The organism is Silvimonas soli (assembly GCF_030035605.1).
Classification (GTDB): domain Bacteria; phylum Pseudomonadota; class Gammaproteobacteria; order Burkholderiales; family Chitinibacteraceae; genus Silvimonas; species Silvimonas soli.
Genome location: NZ_CP106736.1, coordinates 2,188,000 through 2,207,026, shown reverse-complemented (window position 1 = coordinate 2,207,026; position 19,027 = coordinate 2,188,000). Strand labels below are relative to the sequence as shown.

General features: G+C 56.4%; 21 protein-coding genes and 1 pseudogene. 10 read left to right on the top strand and 12 right to left on the bottom strand.

The genetic code is table 11. The features are described 5' to 3' along the window. Positions 1 to 33: 33 nt before the first annotated feature. The 4 genes and pseudogenes from N7220_RS10160 to N7220_RS10145 form a co-directional block, all read right to left on the bottom strand. On the bottom strand, positions 34 to 519 hold the full coding sequence (locus N7220_RS10160) for a hypothetical protein (RefSeq protein WP_283151339.1): 486 nt from the start codon (positions 517 to 519) through the stop codon (positions 34 to 36). Continuing rightward, positions 516 to 1,262, bottom strand: a complete 747-nt coding sequence (locus tag N7220_RS10155) for a hypothetical protein (RefSeq protein ID WP_283151338.1) — start codon at positions 1,260 to 1,262, stop codon at positions 516 to 518. The genes N7220_RS10160 and N7220_RS10155 overlap by 4 nt, the downstream gene beginning before the upstream one ends. A gap of 437 nt (positions 1,263 to 1,699) precedes the next feature. Beyond that, the gene (locus N7220_RS10150) at positions 1,700 to 1,906 is read right to left on the bottom strand and encodes a helix-turn-helix transcriptional regulator (protein WP_283151337.1); all 207 of its coding nucleotides are present in this window, start codon (positions 1,904 to 1,906) and stop codon (positions 1,700 to 1,702) included. 396 nt (positions 1,907 to 2,302) lie between these two features. Beyond that, a pseudogene (locus N7220_RS10145) lies at positions 2,303 to 3,409 on the bottom strand (YifB family Mg chelatase-like AAA ATPase); the annotation flags it as partial. A 74-nt stretch (positions 3,410 to 3,483) separates the two neighbouring features. Here N7220_RS10145 and N7220_RS10140 point away from each other — a divergent pair. Beyond that, the gene (locus N7220_RS10140) at positions 3,484 to 4,527 is read left to right on the top strand and encodes a sensor histidine kinase (protein ID WP_283151336.1); all 1,044 of its coding nucleotides are present in this window, start codon (positions 3,484 to 3,486) and stop codon (positions 4,525 to 4,527) included. 4 nt (positions 4,528 to 4,531) lie between these two features. Next, on the top strand, positions 4,532 to 5,248 hold the full coding sequence (locus tag N7220_RS10135; protein ID WP_283151335.1) for a LytR/AlgR family response regulator transcription factor: 717 nt from the start codon (positions 4,532 to 4,534) through the stop codon (positions 5,246 to 5,248). A 100-nt stretch (positions 5,249 to 5,348) separates the two neighbouring features. Here N7220_RS10135 and N7220_RS10130 read toward each other — a convergent pair whose 3' ends face one another. The 3 genes from N7220_RS10130 to N7220_RS10120 all read right to left on the bottom strand — a co-directional run bounded on the left by N7220_RS10130 (position 5,349) and on the right by N7220_RS10120 (position 8,031). After that, positions 5,349 to 5,723, bottom strand: coding sequence for a diacylglycerol kinase (locus N7220_RS10130; protein WP_283151334.1), 375 nt, complete (start codon positions 5,721 to 5,723; stop codon positions 5,349 to 5,351). 9 nt (positions 5,724 to 5,732) lie between these two features. Beyond that, positions 5,733 to 6,503 carry a BPSS1780 family membrane protein gene (locus N7220_RS10125; protein ID WP_283151333.1) on the bottom strand — a complete coding sequence of 257 codons (771 nt, stop codon included), beginning with the start codon at positions 6,501 to 6,503 and terminating at the stop codon, positions 5,733 to 5,735. A gap of 334 nt (positions 6,504 to 6,837) precedes the next feature. Continuing rightward, on the bottom strand, positions 6,838 to 8,031 hold the full coding sequence (locus tag N7220_RS10120; protein WP_283151332.1) for an acetate/propionate family kinase: 1,194 nt from the start codon (positions 8,029 to 8,031) through the stop codon (positions 6,838 to 6,840). Between the two features lie 373 nt (positions 8,032 to 8,404). Between N7220_RS10120 and N7220_RS10115 the strand changes: the two genes are divergently transcribed. Beyond that, positions 8,405 to 8,890: an E3 binding domain-containing protein gene (locus tag N7220_RS10115; protein ID WP_283151331.1), complete on the top strand. Its 486-nt coding sequence runs from the start codon at positions 8,405 to 8,407 to the stop codon at positions 8,888 to 8,890. A gap of 18 nt (positions 8,891 to 8,908) precedes the next feature. On the opposite strand, the gene N7220_RS10110 is transcribed toward N7220_RS10115, so the two are convergent. The 4 genes from N7220_RS10110 to N7220_RS10095 form a co-directional block, all read right to left on the bottom strand. Further along, positions 8,909 to 9,973 (bottom strand): FUSC family protein, encoded by a 1,065-nt coding sequence (locus N7220_RS10110; RefSeq protein ID WP_283151330.1) that lies wholly within the window; start codon positions 9,971 to 9,973, stop codon positions 8,909 to 8,911. 160 nt (positions 9,974 to 10,133) lie between these two features. After that, on the bottom strand, positions 10,134 to 11,204 hold the full coding sequence (gene aroG, locus N7220_RS10105) for a 3-deoxy-7-phosphoheptulonate synthase AroG (RefSeq protein ID WP_283151329.1): 1,071 nt from the start codon (positions 11,202 to 11,204) through the stop codon (positions 10,134 to 10,136). 301 nt (positions 11,205 to 11,505) lie between these two features. Then, positions 11,506 to 11,922 (bottom strand): RNA polymerase-binding protein DksA, encoded by a 417-nt coding sequence (gene dksA / locus N7220_RS10100; RefSeq protein WP_283151328.1) that lies wholly within the window; start codon positions 11,920 to 11,922, stop codon positions 11,506 to 11,508. A gap of 180 nt (positions 11,923 to 12,102) precedes the next feature. Next, positions 12,103 to 12,411: a c-type cytochrome gene (locus N7220_RS10095; RefSeq protein WP_283151327.1), complete on the bottom strand. Its 309-nt coding sequence runs from the start codon at positions 12,409 to 12,411 to the stop codon at positions 12,103 to 12,105. Between the two features lie 164 nt (positions 12,412 to 12,575). Here N7220_RS10095 and N7220_RS10090 point away from each other — a divergent pair, with 164 nt between their 5' ends. The 3 genes from N7220_RS10090 to ruvA all read left to right on the top strand — a co-directional run bounded on the left by N7220_RS10090 (position 12,576) and on the right by ruvA (position 14,635). Further along, the gene (locus N7220_RS10090; protein ID WP_283151326.1) at positions 12,576 to 13,439 is read left to right on the top strand and encodes an energy transducer TonB; all 864 of its coding nucleotides are present in this window, start codon (positions 12,576 to 12,578) and stop codon (positions 13,437 to 13,439) included. After that, a complete protein-coding gene (ruvC, locus tag N7220_RS10085) occupies positions 13,439 to 13,960 on the top strand; it encodes a crossover junction endodeoxyribonuclease RuvC (RefSeq protein ID WP_283151325.1) in 522 nt (173 codons plus the stop codon). Before N7220_RS10090 ends, ruvC begins: the two co-directional genes overlap by 1 nt. A gap of 75 nt (positions 13,961 to 14,035) precedes the next feature. Further along, positions 14,036 to 14,635, top strand: coding sequence for a Holliday junction branch migration protein RuvA (gene ruvA, locus N7220_RS10080; RefSeq protein ID WP_283151324.1), 600 nt, complete (start codon positions 14,036 to 14,038; stop codon positions 14,633 to 14,635). Here ruvA and ribB read toward each other — a convergent pair. Then, positions 14,601 to 15,287 (bottom strand): 3,4-dihydroxy-2-butanone-4-phosphate synthase, encoded by a 687-nt coding sequence (gene ribB, locus N7220_RS10075; RefSeq protein ID WP_283151323.1) that lies wholly within the window; start codon positions 15,285 to 15,287, stop codon positions 14,601 to 14,603. The genes ruvA and ribB overlap by 35 nt on opposite strands. A 581-nt stretch (positions 15,288 to 15,868) precedes the next feature. On the opposite strand from ribB, the gene ruvB reads away from it, so the two are divergent. From ruvB to N7220_RS10055, 4 genes are all read left to right on the top strand, one after another. Further along, complete coding sequence (ruvB, locus tag N7220_RS10070) at positions 15,869 to 16,915, top strand: Holliday junction branch migration DNA helicase RuvB (RefSeq protein ID WP_283151322.1); 1,047 nt, start codon at positions 15,869 to 15,871, stop codon at positions 16,913 to 16,915. Between the two features lie 111 nt (positions 16,916 to 17,026). Then, positions 17,027 to 17,704: a protein TolQ gene (gene tolQ / locus N7220_RS10065; RefSeq protein WP_425326777.1), complete on the top strand. Its 678-nt coding sequence runs from the start codon at positions 17,027 to 17,029 to the stop codon at positions 17,702 to 17,704. Between the two features lie 12 nt (positions 17,705 to 17,716). Beyond that, positions 17,717 to 18,130 carry a protein TolR gene (gene tolR / locus N7220_RS10060; protein ID WP_283151321.1) on the top strand — a complete coding sequence of 138 codons (414 nt, stop codon included), beginning with the start codon at positions 17,717 to 17,719 and terminating at the stop codon, positions 18,128 to 18,130. After that, on the top strand, positions 18,130 to 19,014 hold the full coding sequence (locus N7220_RS10055; protein WP_283151320.1) for an energy transducer TonB: 885 nt from the start codon (positions 18,130 to 18,132) through the stop codon (positions 19,012 to 19,014). The genes tolR and N7220_RS10055 overlap by 1 nt, the downstream gene beginning before the upstream one ends. Positions 19,015 to 19,027: the final 13 nt, after the last annotated feature.

Below are 19,027 nucleotides of genomic sequence, written 5' to 3'. Positions count from 1 at the left end.
TCTGAATAGGGGGCTAGTTGCTGCCGAAGCCCCTTAATCATGATTGTCTCCATCATCCTTTGTGGCCGCATATGGCTCATCTGCCAAATTCAGACGGCGATTCACAAATTCCGGGCAGAAGGGATTTAACGTATCGGGCAAGTTGTACATCTTCCGGAAGGTATTCGTTATCTTACCCTTCATGTCCATGGTTATCGGCCCTTCACCCTCCACCGCCTGGATAATTTCCCAGCGACAAGTTGCAATGGCTTGTTGCGCCATGCTGGATTGTTCCCAGACAGCGCTGACCCTAGGCCTGGAACCATTTAGAGGCCGGAAAGGGCGATCTTCCGATTGCAGGTCGAAAATATGTCCAGACTCATATTCGGAGAGGAATTGCAGTTTGGGGAGCAAGATTTCATTGTTCGTGCCGCTACGACGGCACAACAACGTATTGTCCGTTTGCAATTGCAAGACTTCATAGCTTGCCGGCCCACGCCGGAAAATCAAACCTGGGCAAAGACTGGAGCTGCTCTTCATTGAATAAACTCCTCCCCATACATCGCAATGGTTGCGCATCGTTGGGGTGGGTAAAGTAGCTTGGAAAGCGCATCACTCGTATTGCGAAACCTGCTTCGGGATACTTTGGAGTCAAGAAACTGCAGGTTCATGTCGAGAAATAACTCGCCTTTACAAATCGCGTGCGCTATTTCAAATCTGGTGAAGCCGCCTTCCATCAATGCATGAACAGCTACTGTATCGCCATCCGGAATGCGGTCGAGCAAGGGTCTGATCCGCGCAGCCAGTTCGGGGGGGCGACGGCACTGCCATAGAAGAGCGACGTTCTTGCGAAGCACTGGTCTGAGTACATCAAGCTCGTCGATGACGACAAAGGGAAGTGCGTAATCCCGGAAAAAACTAGCGATTTGCTGAGTTGATATACTGAAATCGGAATTGATCTCTTTAATAAAAGGCTTGCATTCAACAACAATCCATTTATCTCGAACCTTTACTAAAGAATCCGGCGTGTAGGATCGAGATGATATTCCATCTTTGATAATGGCCGTGAATGGTTGAGACTTGAGCTCCGTGATTTCAGGAGTTAGTTCAGCTAGACGAAAAAAAGATTCTTCTATCCAGCTTTCTGATACGGGTGCGGCATGAAATTTGAAAGAAGAAATAACGGTTCTAGTTCGAAACCGGCTCGTCCAAAGAATATTATCTCGTTCGCTGGGTGAAAAAAGTTCTATTACTTTATTTAATTCTTCGATGTTCTTCTGCATGGTGCCATCTACTCAATGAATATCAGAGACGCGCAGGCACAGGCAACTTTCCATTGAAAGAATCGAATGGAAATTCATTAATTGACTGCGCATGCTGGCGATTATCTTGATCGCAGGGTTGCTCAGGGGGTCAGCCGAGGAGAAACAGGTGGCTGCTGAGATTGGTACGACTGAAGAGAGTGATGGGCTTCAATATTTGCATGATGTTTTTCCTTGGGGCAGAGCTCGTTGATTAAAAGGACGAGCGGGGCCAGGCAGGCTTGACGCCGGCCACTATGGCAAGGAAAATATGGTGTCAATTTAGCTGTTGGCACCACGAGGGACTTTTGATTCGGTGTCGGGGTTCCTCGTTTTCCTCTATCCCGCGTAACTTCAAGAAATTGCTTTCGTAGCCTGTTTATATCCTTGTGGTTCTTTGCTTGGTAAGGTTGTTCACTTCATTCAGTCTTCTTGAACTGCTGCTCGATCTCGTCCGCCTTTTTTACCATCCAGTTATCGATATCAGCTGCTTTCCAGCGCCGCTGTGATCCTACCTTGAGGAAACGCGGAGCATCTCCCGCGAGAATGAGCTCTTCTAGTTTCCGCACGCTAATGGACAGCAAGCTTGCAAGCTGACGTACATCGATCAATTGCAATTCAGTCATAAATCACCTCGCTACTCAGGCTGCGCTGCATGAGAAAAGCAGCATAAGAGCATATGAAATCATTCAATGTCAAAGTGATGCAACTTGGTGTATTCGACTGATTTTCTTATTTAGATACCATAAATCAAAATTCTGACAATTATTTCTAATTATCAATTTCTATTGAAAACAATAATTAAAGGATGGTTGAAACCGGCATGGGGTATAGATAGGAAATCCTGTTTTCACAGGATCGAGTAGCAGAGCAGGGAACCGTCACTAAGGCATCCAGCACACACTAACAGTGCTGGGCTCTGTAGCTTTTATGCGGGCAGCTGGATGGAAAAAAATCCGGCCGTTAGTGACTCAGAAATCCGGTTTCTTAATGACAAATCCGGTTTCTAATGACTTTTAACAGTAACGGTTGATCTGGTCGGGCGTGCAGCGGCAAGCGCGGGTGGGATGACCAAAATAACCGCATGGACAGGGATTCATGGCCGCCACTAGCTGAAACCGTGCCGGAAAGGTCACCGAGTGATTGGCACGGCTGATATGAACCTCCCCGCTCTCCAGTGGCTCGCGCAGAACCTCAAGAACCTTGCGATCAAACTCCGGTAATTCATCCATAAACAGAATGCCGTGATGTGCGAGTGAGATTTCGCCCGGCTGCGGGTTGGAGCCGCCTCCCACCAGCGCTACCGCCGATGCCGTGTGGTGCGGCGAACGATATGGTCTGATGCCAAACTGGCGCGGATCCATACCTGCGCGGGTGAGCGAACGCACGGCGGCGGCTTCCAGTGCGTCGTCGATATCCAGCGGTGGCAGCAGTCCCGGCAGTCGCTGCGCCAGCATCGATTTCCCGGTACCTGGCGGGCCCGCCATCAGCAAGCTGTGCTGGCCGGCAGCGGCAATTTCCAGCGCACGTTTGACTTGCTGCTGCCCACGCACGTCGCGCATGTCGGGATAGCTAACGCTGGCGCCGACCTCGGGTGGCCGACCTGCCTCTAGCGGCTGGTTTTGGCTGAAATGGCGACAAATGGCCAATAAGTGTGGCGCGGATAAGACGGTTGCACCGGGATAAAGCGCTCCCTCTGGCGCACTTTCAGCGGGCAGGATCAACTGGCGCCCGTCCTGGCTTGCGGCTTTGGCCAAGGCAATCGCGCCGCGCACCTGCCGTAATTCGGCTGAAAGGCCCAGTTCACCTGCAAATTCGTATTGCGCCAGTGTATCGCGCGGTAACTGACCGCTTGCCGCCAGAATCCCGACGGCAATCGGCAAATCGAAGTGACTAGAGGATTTGGGTAGGTCTGCGGGTGCTAAATTAACGGTAATACGCCGTGCCGGGAACTCGAAACCGGCTACGGTGAGTGCCGCACGTACCCGTTCGCGGCTCTCTTTGACCTCCGCTTCGGGCAACCCCACAAGATTAAAAGCAGGCAACCCGTTAGCAAGATGAACCTCTACTGTAACCGGCCTGGCGTTGAGTCCATCCAGTGCCCGGGTGAAAATCAGCGCCAGCGACATAATCTATCGTTCGAATCCGCAATGTGGGTCCGCTATAGTGTAGCCACTGCTTTTTGCCTGAACCTTGATCCGTCGTGAATCCAAACGTATCTATCGAGTCCGATCTGCTGCCTGACTTTCGCAATATGGGAGTCCTGCTGCGCATTCTGGTGTTTGTACACCTGGCGCTGTTCGTCTATACATTGATCGGGCTTGAACGCTGGCAAGCATGGCCGCAGAATCTGGCCGCGTCGGTATTGTGGCTGGAATTCTCGATGTTGCCGGCATTGTTGCTGCTGGGTTTGGCCAACCCGTTGCTGGCCAAACTGGAATATTCGCGCGGTGTTGCGGCGACCTGTGTGCTGGTCGCGGTGGCTGGCACCTTCGGGCACTGGTTATTGATGTTGGGCGTGCCCAACTGGAACGCGCTATTGGCAAATGCCGTGGTCGTGGTGGCCAGCGCACTGACGTTGCTGAAGTATTTTCATTTGCGCCAGCGAGCCTTGTCGCCGCGATTGTCAGAGGCCAGGCTGGCTGCGTTGCAGGCGCGGATTCGCCCGCACTTTCTGTTTAATAGTTTGAATGCCGTGCTGGCGCTGATTCGTTACGAGCCAGCCAAAGCGGAACAAGTGCTGGAAGATCTGGCGGATTTGTTCCGCGTGGTCATGAAAGACAATCGCCAGCTCTCAAGGCTTGATCGCGAGGTCGAACTGGCCAAGCGATATCTGAATATCGAGATGGTGCGACTGGGTTCGCGCCTGAAAGTACAGTGGAATACCGAGAACATGCCAGGCGATGCCGCAGTGCCGCCTTTGATGTTGCAGCCACTTGTCGAAAACGCGGTCTATCATGGTGTTGAGCCCGCGCTGAATCCCGCACCAATTGAAGTACATGTTTTCCGTTTTCGCGACCAATTGCACCTGGACGTGAAAAATCCGTTGCCGCCGCCCGATGCTGTTCGCGAGCACGTTGGCAACGGGATGGCTCTCGAAAATATTCGTGAGCGATTACTATTGCATTTTGATGCTGAAGCTACGCTGACAACTCAGGCAGCGAGCGACTATTATCAAGTACACATTGTGGTGCCATACAGAGAGATCACCCATGACGACGCCGCTTCGCCTTTTTTTGGTGGATGACGAAATGCCTGCCCTGCGCAGGCTGGAAGATGTGTTGAACGATGTATCGGGCGAATGCCCTATCGAGATTGTTGGCACAGCCACCAATGGCGTATCCGCGCTGGCCCAATTGGCCGAGGCTGATGCAGACGCTGCCATTATCGATATACAGATGCCGCAAATGAGCGGCATTGAATTGGCGCGTGAGTTGCAGGGGTTGTCCCAGCCGCCCGCAATCATCTTCGCTACGGCCTTTGAAGAGTACGGCGTTGCGGCTTTTGAAGTGCGCGCGATAGACTACTTGCTCAAACCGATCCGGCGCGAGCGTTTGCTCGATGCGCTGAACCGCGTGCTGGAATTGCGCCAGGCGCGCAGCCAGGCCGAACCGGCCTCGCATGCCCGCAGCCATTTCAGTGTGACCGAGCGCGGCCGTTTGCATCTGATTCCGGTAGCCGAAGCGCGTTATCTGAAGGCAGAGCAGAAATACATTACGTTGCGCACGCGTGAACGGGAGTATTTGCTGGAGGATTCACTGACCCGGCTGGAAGAAGAATTTGGCAGCCGCTTCGTGCGCATCCACCGCAATTGTCTGGTGGCGCGTGAATCGCTGGTCGGCTTTGAAAAGATGCCTTCCAATGGCGGTGAAACCCACTGGGTCGCCGTATTGAAAGACGTGCCGGAGCGTTTGGCCGTCAGCCGCCGCCAGCAGCATGTGATCAAGGAATTCAAGCGCAACGGTTGATCCGCGTTTGTAGTACCTGAAGCATCAGCAACGCCCAACAAAAACCCCGCAGCTGCAAACTGGCGGGGTTTTTTGTTGGGTACTCGAACTTGTCGTACGGTCAGGTTCCAGTGAGCCCCAAGGCCCACATCGCTGCCAGATTGATCAGGCAGATCAACTGGGCGGCGCTGCCCAGGTCCTTGGCGCGCTTGGCCAGTTCATGGCGTTCCAGCGAGGTGTGATCGACGGCGGCTTCAATGGCCGAGTTGAGCAATTCCACAATCACCGTCAGCAAGTGGCTGGCGATCACCACGGCTCGCGCCCAAGCATGCAGCGGCACGATGAACGCCACCACAATCCCGACACAACCCAGCAACGCGACCTGGCGAAAAGCGGCCTCGTTTTTCCAGCCAGCGCTCAGCCCGTCGAGCGAGTAGCCCAGAGCATTGAAGACGCGTTGTACCCCGGTTTTTCCCTTGTACGGACTTTCAGGCACGATACTTCCTTATGGATGAGGAGGAATGTCGCTAAATTCGCTAAATACATCGGCATAGCAGCAGTAGTTAAACAGCAGCGATACCGGCAATAAAATGATCAGCCCCAGCATCATGGGCAAGCTGGCAATAACGGCCAGCACCATCAGGATCAAGCCGGCAACTGTCAGCGGCAGCCAGTTGCGCCAGAACGCCAGATAGCTGGTGCGCATGGCTTCAACGGCACGCATGTTGCGCAGAACGACCAGCTGCGGCGCAAAGAAATAAATGCTGTTCATCACCAGCATGCCAAAGAAAAATAGCAGGATGAACACCAGGCTACCGGCACCCAGATCCGGGATTTCATGCGTGGTTTCGGCACTGCGAATGGCGGCGATCTGATCCGGTGAAATCAGCAAGGCTGACAGGCCGCCGAGGATCATCACGATAATCATGGTGCCGATGGCATAAATCAGCCCGACACCCAACAGGCTGCGCGCATGCGTTTTCAGGCCGTTGAACAGGTCCGGTACAGCGGGCGCGCGGTTGTTGACGCGGGATTCATTGGCGGCCCAGGCAATGCCAGCCAGCAACACCGGTGCGATCACCGGGGTAATCATGCCCAGCACCGGGATCAGCATTACGCCCATCAAAATCGTCAATGTAATTGCAGTCAGCAACAGCCATTGCCACCAATGGCGGAAAAACAGCCGAAACGCGTCGGTGATCCAGAGCCAGCCGTGGCTGGCTGGAACCCGCTTGGGTTCCACACTGTTGTCGATGATGATGCCGGTGTAATCCATCTCGTAATTCCTTGATTGTCTGCCTCACGCTGCATCGTATTGACCAAACAGTGATGCTGACAAGTTGATCAGTATCGGCAAATGCTGTGAAAGCTGTGTGAAGCACAGAGCTATGTTGCCCGTTGTGGACCTGCATCGGAGTGATGCGTTCCCTTGCTGGCGCCGCTTGAGGATTTCAGCCGCTGCAAGCAAGGGAACACACGATAGCCGGTTTGGCTGCGATCCGGTGCAACCATCGCCATTTTTTATTACATTGGCTGGCCGCACAAACAACAAGGGCACAGCGATATGCTGTGCCCTTGGGCAGAAAGTGCTGAAAAGATGTTGCCAAGCGTTAGGCGGCAATACAGCGCAAGGCATGCCGCGCAATCATCAGTTCTTCGTTGGTTGGCACCACGTAAACGGCTACTTTGCTGTCCGCGCGGGAAATACGGCGTGGCTCGCCACTGCGCTTGGCATTGACACTCTCATCAATGTCTACACCCAGCCAGCGCAGTGCATTGCAGACCAGCGCGCGCAATTCGTCATCGTTCTCGCCAATACCGGCGGTGAACACCAGCGCATCCAGACCTTGAATAGACGCGGCCAGCGAACCCACTTGCTGCACGATACGGTTGGCAAAGTATTCCACTGCCATGCGCGCGCGCGGTTCTTTGCTGGCATGCAGCTCGCGCATATCGCTGGAAACACCTGACAATCCCAACAAGCCCGATTCCTTGTACAACAGGGTTTCGATTTCGGCGGTGGTCATTTTCAGATGCGTCATCAAATGCAGCACGATGGCCGGATCGAGACTGCCGGTACGGGTGCCCATCGGCAGGCCTTCGAGTGCGGTGAAGCCCATGGTGGTCAGCACACACTTGCCCTGATCCAGCGCTGCCATCGAAGCGCCATTACCCAGATGGCAGACGACGGTGCGACCGTTGGCAGCGCGCTGGTCAATCTGCGGCAGAACGCTGGCAATGTATTCGTACGACAGGCCATGAAAGCCCCAGCGGCGGATACCCTCGCGTTCGGCCAGTTCTACCGGCAGTGCGTACAGCTGATTAATCTCAGGCTGGGTGCGATGGAAGGCGGTGTCAAAACATGCCACTTGCGGCACGTCTGGCAACAGCGAAGCCAGTGCCTTCATCGGGCCGATGTTGGCGGGTGCATGCAACGGTGCCAGCGATACGGTTTTATCCAGTTCGGCCAACACTTGCGCGTCAATGCGTACCGGTTGAGTAAAGTTGAAACCGCCATGCACCACGCGATGGCCAATCACTGCCAGCTTGCGACCGTCGGTATGGCCATTAACCCAATCAAGCAGGTAGCGCAGGGCGTAGTCGTGGCTGCGCGGGGAATCCGCTGGCAGTTTTTCATCGGCCAGTTTGTCGCCAGCGGCATTCTTGGCAGAAAATTGCGGGTCGACGTAAATGCCTTCAACCTGACCCTTGTACAACAGCTCTGGATCAGCAGATGTTTGTGCAAACAGGGAAAACTTGATGCTGGATGAACCAGCGTTGATGATCAGAATCAGGTCATTCATGAGGCATTTCTCCTGGTTGGCATGCGGGCAGCTGGTGCTCCGGCATTCATGCCCGCGCCGCATGTAGCGGCGCATTGGGTGAGTTCCGCGATAAATCGCGCCAGCATCGCGGGTTGAACTGCTAAATCCAGTCGAACTATCGACCTTCGCCTGGGCATTACGGCGGCGATTCGCGGTCTGTAGGGCTGGCCCGGTTATACTGGCGCCTGATCGGTGAAGCTGATTTGCCATGCGCGCGTGTAATGCGATGGCATAAAATTACCGCTGCATATTTTATGACGCCATCAGAAGCAAATATTGGTACAGATCAATGCGCTTTGCGTAGATTTTTACCACGTCCAATGCGGGATACGACCGTTTACAGCGCCGAAGAATGATGACAAAAGAATATACGACCCATCTCATCTGTGCTCCCGAATTTGCGGGCCAGGCGCTGGTGGCCGAGCTGCATTCGGCCGTGGGCGCCGGTGTCAGTGCCGATGACTTGCTGGTGACCTTGCGCGCTGGCGATGACGAAATCGCCATCCACGCGCCGGCTGCCGGTTTTGTTGACCGCTATCTGGTCGAGACCGGTGATCAGATCGAGTCCACGGGCTTGCTGCTGATGATGGAAGTCGAGGACGAAGACGGCGACTGGCTGGAAATCTTGCCGCCGCCGGTGCAGCCCGGTGACGACGAACCGCCGGCGCTGGTGGCTGCTTATGTGGCCCGCCGGGATTACCTGGTCGCCAGCCTTAAAGCCGCACAACTGGCCGCACGTTTGGGGGTAGATCTGGCGGAAGTAGCAGGCACCGGTGCGCAAGGCGAAATCGAAGAACACGATGTGGAACGCCATGTGCGGGGCTTGTTGCGGCGCTAGCTAGTGCCGGGCAGCGCGTTATTTGCCGGGCAATCGATCGCGGACCTGTTGCACGAAATAACGCCGGGCTTGCTGGTTGAACGTCACCATGCCGATCAATGCGATCAGCGCACCCAATACCACGCCATGCAAACGGATTGCCAGGATGGCAACGCCCGCCGCCTGACCTTCCGGTAACAGCAGAATATCGAACAGGATCATCAACATGGCGGTCATGAGGGCGTAGTGCGCCCAGAAATTGCGGGCCAGCGCCAGAGGGCGCAAAAACGCAAATAGCACAGCCCAGCCATACAAGGCGTAGGTTTCCGGGGTGAGATGCGTGACCAGCCAGGCCAGCGCCACTCCGATCAACGCGCCAAAGACACTGCGAAACAGCCGGGTGAGGCTATCGAGCCCATCCGGGCGGGTGACAAACAACACCACTGCGGCCACCCAGGCTGGGCGCGGATAATGCGTGTGCTGGGCGATCCACAGCGCGGCGCAGGTCGTCACACTCAGGCCAACGGCATGCAGCAGTCCGGCACTATGCCCGGAGCGTAACTGTCGAAACGCATTTTTCAGACCGTTATGCTGCCGTGGTAGCGCGCGGGGCCACAGGCGGTCGTCGATCAATACACTGGCAACGCCGACGCCAATACCAATTGCCAGAAAGATAAATGCGGCGCCAGGTGGTGCGGGCAGATAGGCGTACAGCACCAGGGCCAGTGCGGCGAAGCGAAAGATGTTGTCCATTGCAACACCCAGACCGTCGCTCCAGCCGATGGCAAAAGTGAGCAACGCCAGCAGCACAAACATCATGACGTGATGCGGCCCCAACCACAGACCCAAAGCGCCGCTGCCCAGGATCAGGCACAGGCCAAATGCCTGAGTCAGCAGTCGATGCCGTGCCGTACCGCCGTAATCCAGCAACGTGGCATACAAGCCCCCGACTGCGCCCAGCAAGGCACCCACCGGATTATCGGTCAGCAGGCCGATCAGCGCGGGCAGCCCAACTGCAATGCCCGACGATACAGCCTGGCGCCACGGCAAGGTGGCGTCGGCATTCAAGGCCAGCAGGTGAAGTGGAACGAGTGGTTGGCGCATCTCTGGGTAGCTGGATGTTGGCGGTTAACCATGAAACTACACTATCGACCACCGCACCGTGGTTCTGCTCACAAATAAACCAACCGGTAACGAAGCGTTGGCCAAAAAAAACGCCCCTGACGAGGCGTTTTGGTGTGCGAGCTAATCGGCAACGTCCCGATCAGGCGCCGATTTTGCCCAAGGCGCGACGTTGTGCCACGGCGTTGGCTAGTTCTTGCAGGGTTTTTTCGGTGTCGCTCCAGCCGATGCAGGCATCGGTAATGGATTGGCCGTAGCACAGTGGCTGGCCTTCAACATGATCCTGGCGACCTTCCACCAGATGGCTTTCGATCATCACGCCGAAAATGGCTTTGTTGCCTTCGCCAATTTGCGCGCTGATATCTGACGAGACTTCCATCTGCCGGCGATAGTCTTTGCGACTATTGGCATGACTGAAGTCGACCATCAGTTTTTCTGGCAAACCGACTGCAGCCAGATCGGCCATGGCAGCGCGCACGTGGTTGGCGTCGTAATTCGGTTCTTTGCCGCCGCGCAAAATCACATGGCAATCCGGGTTACCGGCGGTGGCGACGATGGCGGAATGGCCCATCTTGGTTACTGACAAGAAATGATGCGGTGCCGAGGCGGAACGGATGGCATCAAGCGCAATACGCAGATTGCCGTCGGTACCATTCTTGAAGCCGACCGGACACGAAATCCCCGAAGCCAGTTCGCGGTGAACCTGAGATTCGGTGGTACGTGCACCAATGGCGCCCCAGCTCATCAGATCAGCCACATATTGCGGGGTGATCATGTCGAGGAATTCGCCAGCAGTAGGCAAACCGGTGTCGTTCAGATCCAGCAGCAACTTGCGTGCAATGCGCAGGCCTTCATTGATATTGAAGCTGCCATTGAGAAACGGATCATTGATCAGGCCTTTCCAGCCTACGGTAGTGCGCGGCTTTTCAAAGTACACGCGCATGACCACTTCAAGATGAGCTTTGTGCTGTTCACGCAACGCGATCAGCTTGCGGCCATATTCCAGTGCCGCAACCGGATCATGGATGGAACAGGGGCCAATGATGACCAGCAGGCGGTCGTCGCGATCATGCAGGATATTCTGGATGGCCTGGCGGCTCTGGAAAGCGGTCCTGGAGGCTGTTTCGGTGACCGGATACTTTTCCAGAACGGCAACCGGAGGCAGCAACTCCTTGATTTCACGGATACGTACGTCGTCGGTCTGGTATTGCATAAACAGTCCTGGAGGTCGGCCGGTGCCAAGGCTTGCTGCACCGCAAGATTTTTGGGAAACCACTAGAGTAGCTTGCCCGCCAGCGCGGAACAAGAGTGAAAGCACGTATTCGGGGCGATGCGCGGCCGTGGCGCACGGATGTTGTGCCGAATTTGGCGTTACCGCGTCAGTGCGCGCGATCATAAACAGCGGGTGCAGAAAACAACAACGCACCCGGCCGGGATGGCAGCGGGTGCGATGCGCATGAAACTGCAAAGCGAACTAGTGCCCGCTCTGCGCAATGGGCGCAGTCAGTTGCAGATCAGTCAGCGAACTGCTTTTTCAGGCGTTCGCGGCGTTCCTGGGCTTCCAGCGACAGCGAAGCGGTCGGACGGGCAACCAGACGGGCCAGACCAATCGGTTCACCAGTGTCTTCGCAGTAGCCGTAAGAGCCATCATCCAGTTTGCGCAGCGTGGAGTCGATCTTCAGCAGCAGCTTGCGTTCGCGATCACGCGTGCGCAGTTCCAGTGCGTATTCTTCTTCCAGCGTTGCGCGGTCAGCCGGATCCGGTGTCGCTTCCTGCTCTTGCAGGTGCTGACTGGTCTGGTTTGCGTTCGCCAGCAGTTCCACCTTCATTTTCTGGAGCAGTTCCCGGAAAAACTGAAGATGGTCCTGATTCATGTAATCCCCTTCCGGACCGTTCCAGCTGAGGATGTCTTGTTCGGTGAGTTTGGCCATTGTCGTGCTCGCTTATCAGAACCGGGTGGGCCGGTGGTTAAAATGGCAAGAGGCTTACAAAACCCGGCCCGCCAAATGGGCATGGAGCTTAATCAACTCATGCGCCCAATGCAATATCAGCCAATCCACAATAAGACCGCCGGTGCAACACAAAGTGCGCCTTGTCACTGTGCTGGCTGACTATTTTTGTACCAGTATCCATTTGATTATGGTGCGCAAATCTTCATCGCCAATTTGCTGCGCCGGCATCGCGATGGTGCCCCAAGTGCCGCCACCGCCTTCTTTTACTGTCTTCATCAGCTTGGCCTCTGCCCCTGGCTGCCCGCGATACTTGGCCGCCACATCCTTGTAAGCCGGGCCGACAATTTTATGATCGACCGCATGACAGGCCAGACAATTGTACTTGGCGGCGACTTTGGCGCCGTCTTCTGCATGGGCCAGAGTTGTGGCGGCAAGCAGACAGGTGAGCAGAATCGGGGTCAGACGCATTTTGATTCACATCCATATATGGGCGACGCAGCATATTAACAATGCCGGTCAGGCTTGCAAACGCCGCGCCAGGCGGCTCGTTCTTGTGAATAAGACTGCTATGCTACACTCGGCGGATGACTTCCATGACAGGCGAATTGGCAATGATGCGCGGTGAACGGTTCATGACGACAGCAATCGTCGTGTCGGCGCTCGCTCATGCCGCAATCATTATTGGCATCAAAATCGTTCGCCCCGATATGTTGCCTTCAGTTTCAACCGAGTTCATGCAGGTGGAACTCGTCAACAAAGCCACCGCCACTGCGCCCACCAAGGCCAAAGTGCGGGCCCAGGTGGACCAGGATGCCGGCGGTAACACCGATGCCGACAAACAGGTGTCCAGCCCGTTGCCTGCCAAGTCGGACCAGTTCAATACCGAATTGCAACAGGTGATGCGCCAGGAGCAGGAGCTTGAGCAAAATTCGGCTCGCTTGATGGCGCAGATCAAAAGCCAGGTTCCGGCCACCGTGCAGCAATTGCAGGATGCTGCGGATAAATCGCAACAGACCCATACGACTGGCGTCGATCACGAAAAGCTCAATCAGCAGATCAAGGATCTGAGCGGCGCGATGGGCAAGATCGACCAGGAAAACCAGGAATATCAGCAACGCCCGCGCAAGGCGCGCATTGGCTTGCCAGCCAACAAGAGCCTGACTGCAGTGTGGGAAGACCAGTGGAAGCTCAAGATTGAGCGCTTGGGTACCACGTTGTACCCGGCCGATGCGAATGGCAACAAGCTCTACGGCAAGCTGACGCTGACTGCTGAAATCAATGAAGATGGTTCGCTGCGCTCGGCCACCATCGATAGCAGTTCGGGCAATCCGAAGCTGGACGAAGCGGCGCTGCAGATCGTGCATCGTTCGGCGCCATTCAGCCGCCTCCCCAAGGGCCTGGTTGATGAAAACGGCAATCGCGCCACCGTCTTGGTGGTGGTGCGACGTTGGTCGTTCACCAAAGATCTGGCACTGCAAGCGGCGAGCGGCCGGTAATGCGCATCCTGGGTATTGACCCCGGTTCACGGGTCACCGGGTTTGGCGTACTGGATATTGCGGGGCAGCAACGCGCGTATGTGGCGTCTGGCTGTATACGCACCCCGGTCGGTGGCACTTTGCCCGAGCGCATCGCCAGCTTGCTCGAAGGCATTGCTCAGGTCGCCGCCACTTACCAGCCTGATGTAGCTGCCGTTGAACAAGTGTTCGTGAACGTGAATCCGCAATCGACACTGATGCTGGGCCAGGCCCGTGGCGCCGTGATCTCGGCGCTGGTCATCGCCAAACTCCCCATTTCTGAATACACCGCTCTGCAGGTCAAACAAGCGGTGGTTGGCAATGGCCATGCTGATAAAGATCAGGTGCAGCACATGGTGCAGCGGCTGCTCAAGCTTAATGGCTTGCCGCAAGCCGATGCCGCCGATGCGCTGGCCGTCGCGCTGACTCACGCGCAGCACGCAGGTAGTGCACTCAAGCAACTTGGCGCGGGCTTGAAGATCAAGCGCGGCCGTCTGGCTTGATGTGTCCAGTGCTGTGCTGGCGCACGATCCCGCTATACTCCTCTTTTTCCCGTTCCCCTTTTCCGGATTTCACAGATGATAGGACGCCTGAGCGGCACGCTCGTCGAAAAACAACCTCCGCAACTGGTCATTGACGTGGCCGGTGTCGGCTATGAAGTCGACGTGCCAATGAGCACAATCTACGTGCTGCCGCATGTGGGCGAGCCAGTCACCCTGTTTACCCACATGGTGGTGCGTGAAGACGCCCAGTTGCTGTACGCCTTCGCCACCCGCGACGAACGCGATCTGTTCCGCGCCCTGATCAAGATCACCGGCATTGGTGCCAAGATTGCGCTGGCTATCCTGTCTGGCTTATCTGCAGACGAACTGGCCGTTGCGATTGCTACCGAAAACATCACCCGGTTGTCCAAAGTGCCCGGCATCGGCAAGAAGACCGCAGAACGTCTGGTTCTGGAACTCAAGGGCAAGCTGGGCAGCATGGCCGCCGCGACGACGACCACGGGCAAGCTGGCCGCCCCGCTGCTGGAGCAAGGCGGCCACGCCGATGTGCTGCACGCATTGCTGGCGCTGGGTTACAACGAACGTGAAGCCGCGCAAGCCATGAAAGAACTGCCAGCCGACGTTGAAGTGGCGCAAGGCATCAAGCTGGCATTGCGGCAACTGGTTCGCGGCTAACAGTCGTCTGCTGGGCCAGATAGCGAGCCAGCGCGTCGATGGTGACCACCGGCATGCTGTGCCGTTGCGCAAATGCCATGATCTGTTCGCCAACTGCCATGGTGCCGTCCGGGTTCATTAGTTCGCACAGCACTGCGGCGGGTTTGAAGCCTGCCAGCCGCGCCAGATCAACGGACCCTTCGGTATGGCCCCGTCGTTCCAGTACCCCGCCATTGCGGGCACGTAACGGGAAGACGTGACCAGGCCGGGTCAGGTGTTCTGGCCTGGCGCCATCCGCTACGGCGGTGAGAATGGTGGTGACGCGGTCGGCAGCGGAAACCCCGGTGGTCGTGCCTTGGGCCGCTTCGATAGTCACGGTAAACGCCGTTTGGTAACGGCTCTGATTGGCGGGCACCATCGGCTGCAGGGCCAGTGCATCGGCCAGATCATTGCTCAGGCATAAACAAACAATGCCGCTGCATTCGCGAATCATCAGCGCCATGTTGGGGATATCTACCGCCTCGGCGGCCATGACGATATCGGCCTCGTTTTCACGATCATCGTCATCCAGCAGCAACACGGGTTTACCGGCTTTGATGGTGGCAATGGCGCCTTCTACCGCATGTAATTCGGCTGGAGTCAGACTGGAAAGAGATTGCTGTGGGGAATGCATGAGAAACGTCCTCGCAAGTGATCCTGATGATCAATATGTAAGTGCGATAAACGTTTCAGGGCTTTGAAAAAGACAAGAAGTAAAACCAACGAATACACACCACGCAGTCAGCAAACGGCACGCGCAAAATGGCATGCACGCAATCGCTGATCTGCGCGGTGAGCACGCTCTTCTTTCATCCGGACTCTAACCGTCGGCCCCGGAATCTCCTTTCGGGGCCGCACACAAAAACGCCCTGACTGTGTTGCCGAGCCTGGCCGTACCAAACATGTACTGTCGGCGGCTCGGCGTCGTGTCATGACGCTTTTGTGTACGGCCTTTGGGATAACCGGATCTGCTGACCTTGCCGACCCGGGCCATTGTCCCGGTGATCAGCAAGCGCTCGCGGGCTCAGCGCGGGACATCCGGCGTTGCCGCCAATCCATCCATCGCCATACCGCCGGTGGGGAATTTCACCCCGCCCTGAAGACGTACCTATCCGGCTACAATAGCCGGACTGCCAGTCTAGCACGCAGCGGATTTGCCTCTCTTGGGCCTTTCCCGCATGGGCCGTGCCCGACATTTGCCTGGAACCTGCACCGATGATCGAAACCGATTCCCTTTCTGCCGCCCCCGCCGAGCGGCTGATTACTGCCAAAACCATGTCGTCGCAGGAGGAGCAACTGGAGCGCGCTTTGCGCCCCAAACTGCTGGACGAATATGTTGGCCAGAAAAAAGCACGTGGCCAGCTGGAAATTTTTATCGAAGCCGCCAAGAAACGCGGCGAAGCGCTGGATCACGTGTTGCTGTTCGGGCCGCCGGGTTTGGGCAAGACCACGCTCGCACACATCATCTCGCGTGAGTTGGGAGTGAATCTGCGCCAGACCAGTGGCCCGGTGCTGGAACGCGCTGGCGATCTAGCGGCGCTACTCACCAATCTTGAGCCGCACGATGTTCTGTTTATTGACGAAATTCACCGACTTTCGCCTGTGGTGGAAGAAATTCTCTACCCAGCGCTCGAAGACTTCCAACTCGATATCATGATCGGTGAAGGCCCGGCCGCGCGTTCGGTCAAACTCGACCTCCCCCCTTTCACCTTGATTGGCGCCACCACCCGCGCCGGCATGCTGACCAACCCGTTGCGCGATCGTTTTGGCATCGTGGCGCGCCTGGAGTTCTACACTGCGGAGGAGTTGACCCGCATTGTTGAGCGTTCGGCTGGGCTCATGGATGTCAACATTCTGGGCGATGGCGCGTTTGAAGTAGCGCGACGCTCGCGTGGCACGCCACGGATCGCCAATCGCTTGCTGCGTCGGGTACGTGATTACGCCGAAGTCAAAGCCGATGGCACCGTGACCCAGGAAGTGGCCGATGCCGCCTTGTTAATGCTGGACGTCGATCACGCCGGGCTGGATGTAATGGACCGCAAGCTGCTGGACGCAGTCATCAGCAAGTTTGGTGGCGGGCCAGTGGGCCTGGACAATGTGGCGGCCGCCATAGGTGAAGCCTCGGACACCATTGAAGATGTGCTGGAACCTTATCTGATTCAGCAAGGTCTGTTGCAGCGCACGCCGCGTGGCCGCATCGCTACTTTGCTGGCTTATCAGCACTTTGGTTTGACCCCGCCCAAGACAGATGCGGGGATTTGATTACTGCCGCGTGAATATTCACGTGTCATAGTTTCATACAAAAAATGGCCAATACCGGCCTAAAATGTTGCGTTTTGGCCGCAATGCTGGCCATAAAGGGAGAGAAATACCGTGGAAGTTGGCACCCAGGACATGTCGATTCTGTCGCTGATCACGCAGGCCAGTACGGTCGTGCAGTTGGTCATGGCGATTTTGGTACTGGTGTCACTGCTGAGCTGGTGGCGGATTTTCAGCAAGTATTTCACCATCGCCAAAGCCAAAAAGAGCACTGACGAGTTTGAAGACCGCTTCTGGAGTGGCTCTGATCTGAACGCGATGTACGAACAGGTGCGGCGCGGCAATCCAAACGGCATCGAGCGGATTTTCATCTCCGGTTTCTCGGAGTTTCTCAAGCTGCGCCAGAAAGGCGGCATGGAACTGTCTGACGTCATGGAAGGCACTCGCCGCGCCATGCGGGCCAGCTACCAGCGCGAACTGGATTACCTGGACAAACACACCTCGTTCCTGGCATCAGCAGGTTCGGTCAGCCCTTACGTCGGCTTGTTCGGTACGGTGTGGGGCATCATGCATGCCTTCCGTGGTCTATCCAATGTGGGTCAAGCCACGCTGGCTAACGTAGCGCCAGGTATTGCCGAAGCGCTGGTGGCAACAGCCATCGGCCTGTTTGCGGCGATTCCCGCGGTGGTGGCGTACAACAGCTTTGCGCACGATGTGGATCAGCTCGCCAGCCGTTTTGACAGCTTTATTGAAGAGTTCTCCAACATCCTGCAACGGCAAGCGGCCAAATAAGGGGATTGCGAAATGGCAAGATCCCGACGCCCGCGCCGCGCAATGAACCAGATCAACGTCGTGCCATATATCGACGTGATGCTGGTATTGCTGGTGATCTTTATGGTGACCACGCCGATGATGCAAAGCGGTGTGGTCAACCTGCCCTCCGTGGGCAAAGCTGATAAACAGATGGATGTCGCGCCGGTGTTTGTTGAAATTGGCGCCGATGGCGCGATCAAGGTCAATGACAAGGGCAACACGGAATCGACGCCAGACGTAAAAGGTCTGGCCGATCTGGTTAAAACCCATCTGGCCGGCAATGCTGATCGCCCGGTCGTGATCGCCGCCGATAAATCGGTGCGCTACGAAGCCGTGATGAACGCCATGGACGTACTCAAGCAGGCCGGGGTTGCCCGGGTTGGCTTGAAGGTGAATACCCACTGATGAACGCAGTGATGGAACATCGCCCACCCAAACATCCGGAAGAAAAATCCACGCTATCGCTGCTTCTGGCGCTGGCGATGCACGGCCTGTTTGTGCTGTTTTTGCTGTTCTCGGTGAACTGGCAAACGCACAAGGCGCAACCGGTGGAAGTGGAACTTTGGGGCGGCCCGCCGCCGGCAATTGAAAAAATTCCGGAACCTCAGCCGGAAAAACCGGTCAAGCATCAGGTCATAACGCCCGAGCCCGTGGTCACGCCGGAGCCAAAGCCGGATATTCAGGAAGAAAAAGTGAAGGTTGTGCCTACGCCGCGACCGACGCCAAAACCTACGCCGACCCCAACTCCCAAGCCGACGCCAACACCGAAACCGACTGCTGCGCCAACGCCAGCACCAACCAGGGCGCCCAAGCCGACGCCAGAGCCAAAGAAGGCTGAGAAAAAACCGCCCAAGGTTGATCCGAACTCGATGGATGCTTTGTTGTCGGCCAATACGCTGACCAATACGGCAGAGGCCAAGCCGAACGGCAAAGCGGGTGGCAAGGGCAATAACCCTGATGCCACCAGCAATACCGGTCCGGCAGGTGGTAAAGGCACTGGCGCGGGGGGGAGTGGTGGTTATCTGGCGAGCTTGAGCAGTCTGTTGCGGTCCAGAATTCATTACGTGCCTAACGGGGATGAAAACCCCGCGGTCAGCATGCGCATCACTGTTTTGCCTGATGGTACGGTGCAGGATGCGCAAGTGGTCAAGCCAAGTGGTAATTCGGCCTACGATGATGCAGTGAAACGCGCCATTCTGGATTTGGGGCGCTTGCCACCAAGACCGGGCAGCGTGCCGTTTACCGGCGAATGGCGTTCACTGACGGCGAATTTCCGGCTTAAAGACTGACGCATCATCAGCT

Coding starts and splice junctions, on each gene's coding strand:
- N7220_RS10160 (WP_283151339.1), bottom strand. CDS start 519: ATGAAGAGCAGCTCCAGTCTTTGCCCAGGTTTGATTTTCCGGCGTGGG.
- N7220_RS10155 (WP_283151338.1), bottom strand. CDS start 1,262: ATGCAGAAGAACATCGAAGAATTAAATAAAGTAATAGAACTTTTTTCA.
- N7220_RS10150 (WP_283151337.1), bottom strand. CDS start 1,906: ATGACTGAATTGCAATTGATCGATGTACGTCAGCTTGCAAGCTTGCTG.
- N7220_RS10135 (WP_283151335.1), top strand. CDS start 4,532: ATGCCTGCCCTGCGCAGGCTGGAAGATGTGTTGAACGATGTATCGGGC.
- N7220_RS10125 (WP_283151333.1), bottom strand. CDS start 6,503: ATGGATTACACCGGCATCATCATCGACAACAGTGTGGAACCCAAGCGG.
- N7220_RS10120 (WP_283151332.1), bottom strand. CDS start 8,031: ATGAATGACCTGATTCTGATCATCAACGCTGGTTCATCCAGCATCAAG.
- N7220_RS10115 (WP_283151331.1), top strand. CDS start 8,405: ATGATGACAAAAGAATATACGACCCATCTCATCTGTGCTCCCGAATTT.
- N7220_RS10110 (WP_283151330.1), bottom strand. CDS start 9,973: ATGCGCCAACCACTCGTTCCACTTCACCTGCTGGCCTTGAATGCCGAC.
- aroG (WP_283151329.1), bottom strand. CDS start 11,204: ATGCAATACCAGACCGACGACGTACGTATCCGTGAAATCAAGGAGTTG.
- dksA (WP_283151328.1), bottom strand. CDS start 11,922: ATGGCCAAACTCACCGAACAAGACATCCTCAGCTGGAACGGTCCGGAA.
- N7220_RS10095 (WP_283151327.1), bottom strand. CDS start 12,411: ATGCGTCTGACCCCGATTCTGCTCACCTGTCTGCTTGCCGCCACAACT.
- N7220_RS10090 (WP_283151326.1), top strand. CDS start 12,576: ATGACGACAGCAATCGTCGTGTCGGCGCTCGCTCATGCCGCAATCATT.
- ruvC (WP_283151325.1), top strand. CDS start 13,439: ATGCGCATCCTGGGTATTGACCCCGGTTCACGGGTCACCGGGTTTGGC.
- ruvA (WP_283151324.1), top strand. CDS start 14,036: ATGATAGGACGCCTGAGCGGCACGCTCGTCGAAAAACAACCTCCGCAA.
- ribB (WP_283151323.1), bottom strand. CDS start 15,287: ATGCATTCCCCACAGCAATCTCTTTCCAGTCTGACTCCAGCCGAATTA.
- ruvB (WP_283151322.1), top strand. CDS start 15,869: ATGATCGAAACCGATTCCCTTTCTGCCGCCCCCGCCGAGCGGCTGATT.
- tolR (WP_283151321.1), top strand. CDS start 17,717: ATGGCAAGATCCCGACGCCCGCGCCGCGCAATGAACCAGATCAACGTC.
- N7220_RS10055 (WP_283151320.1), top strand. CDS start 18,130: ATGAACGCAGTGATGGAACATCGCCCACCCAAACATCCGGAAGAAAAA.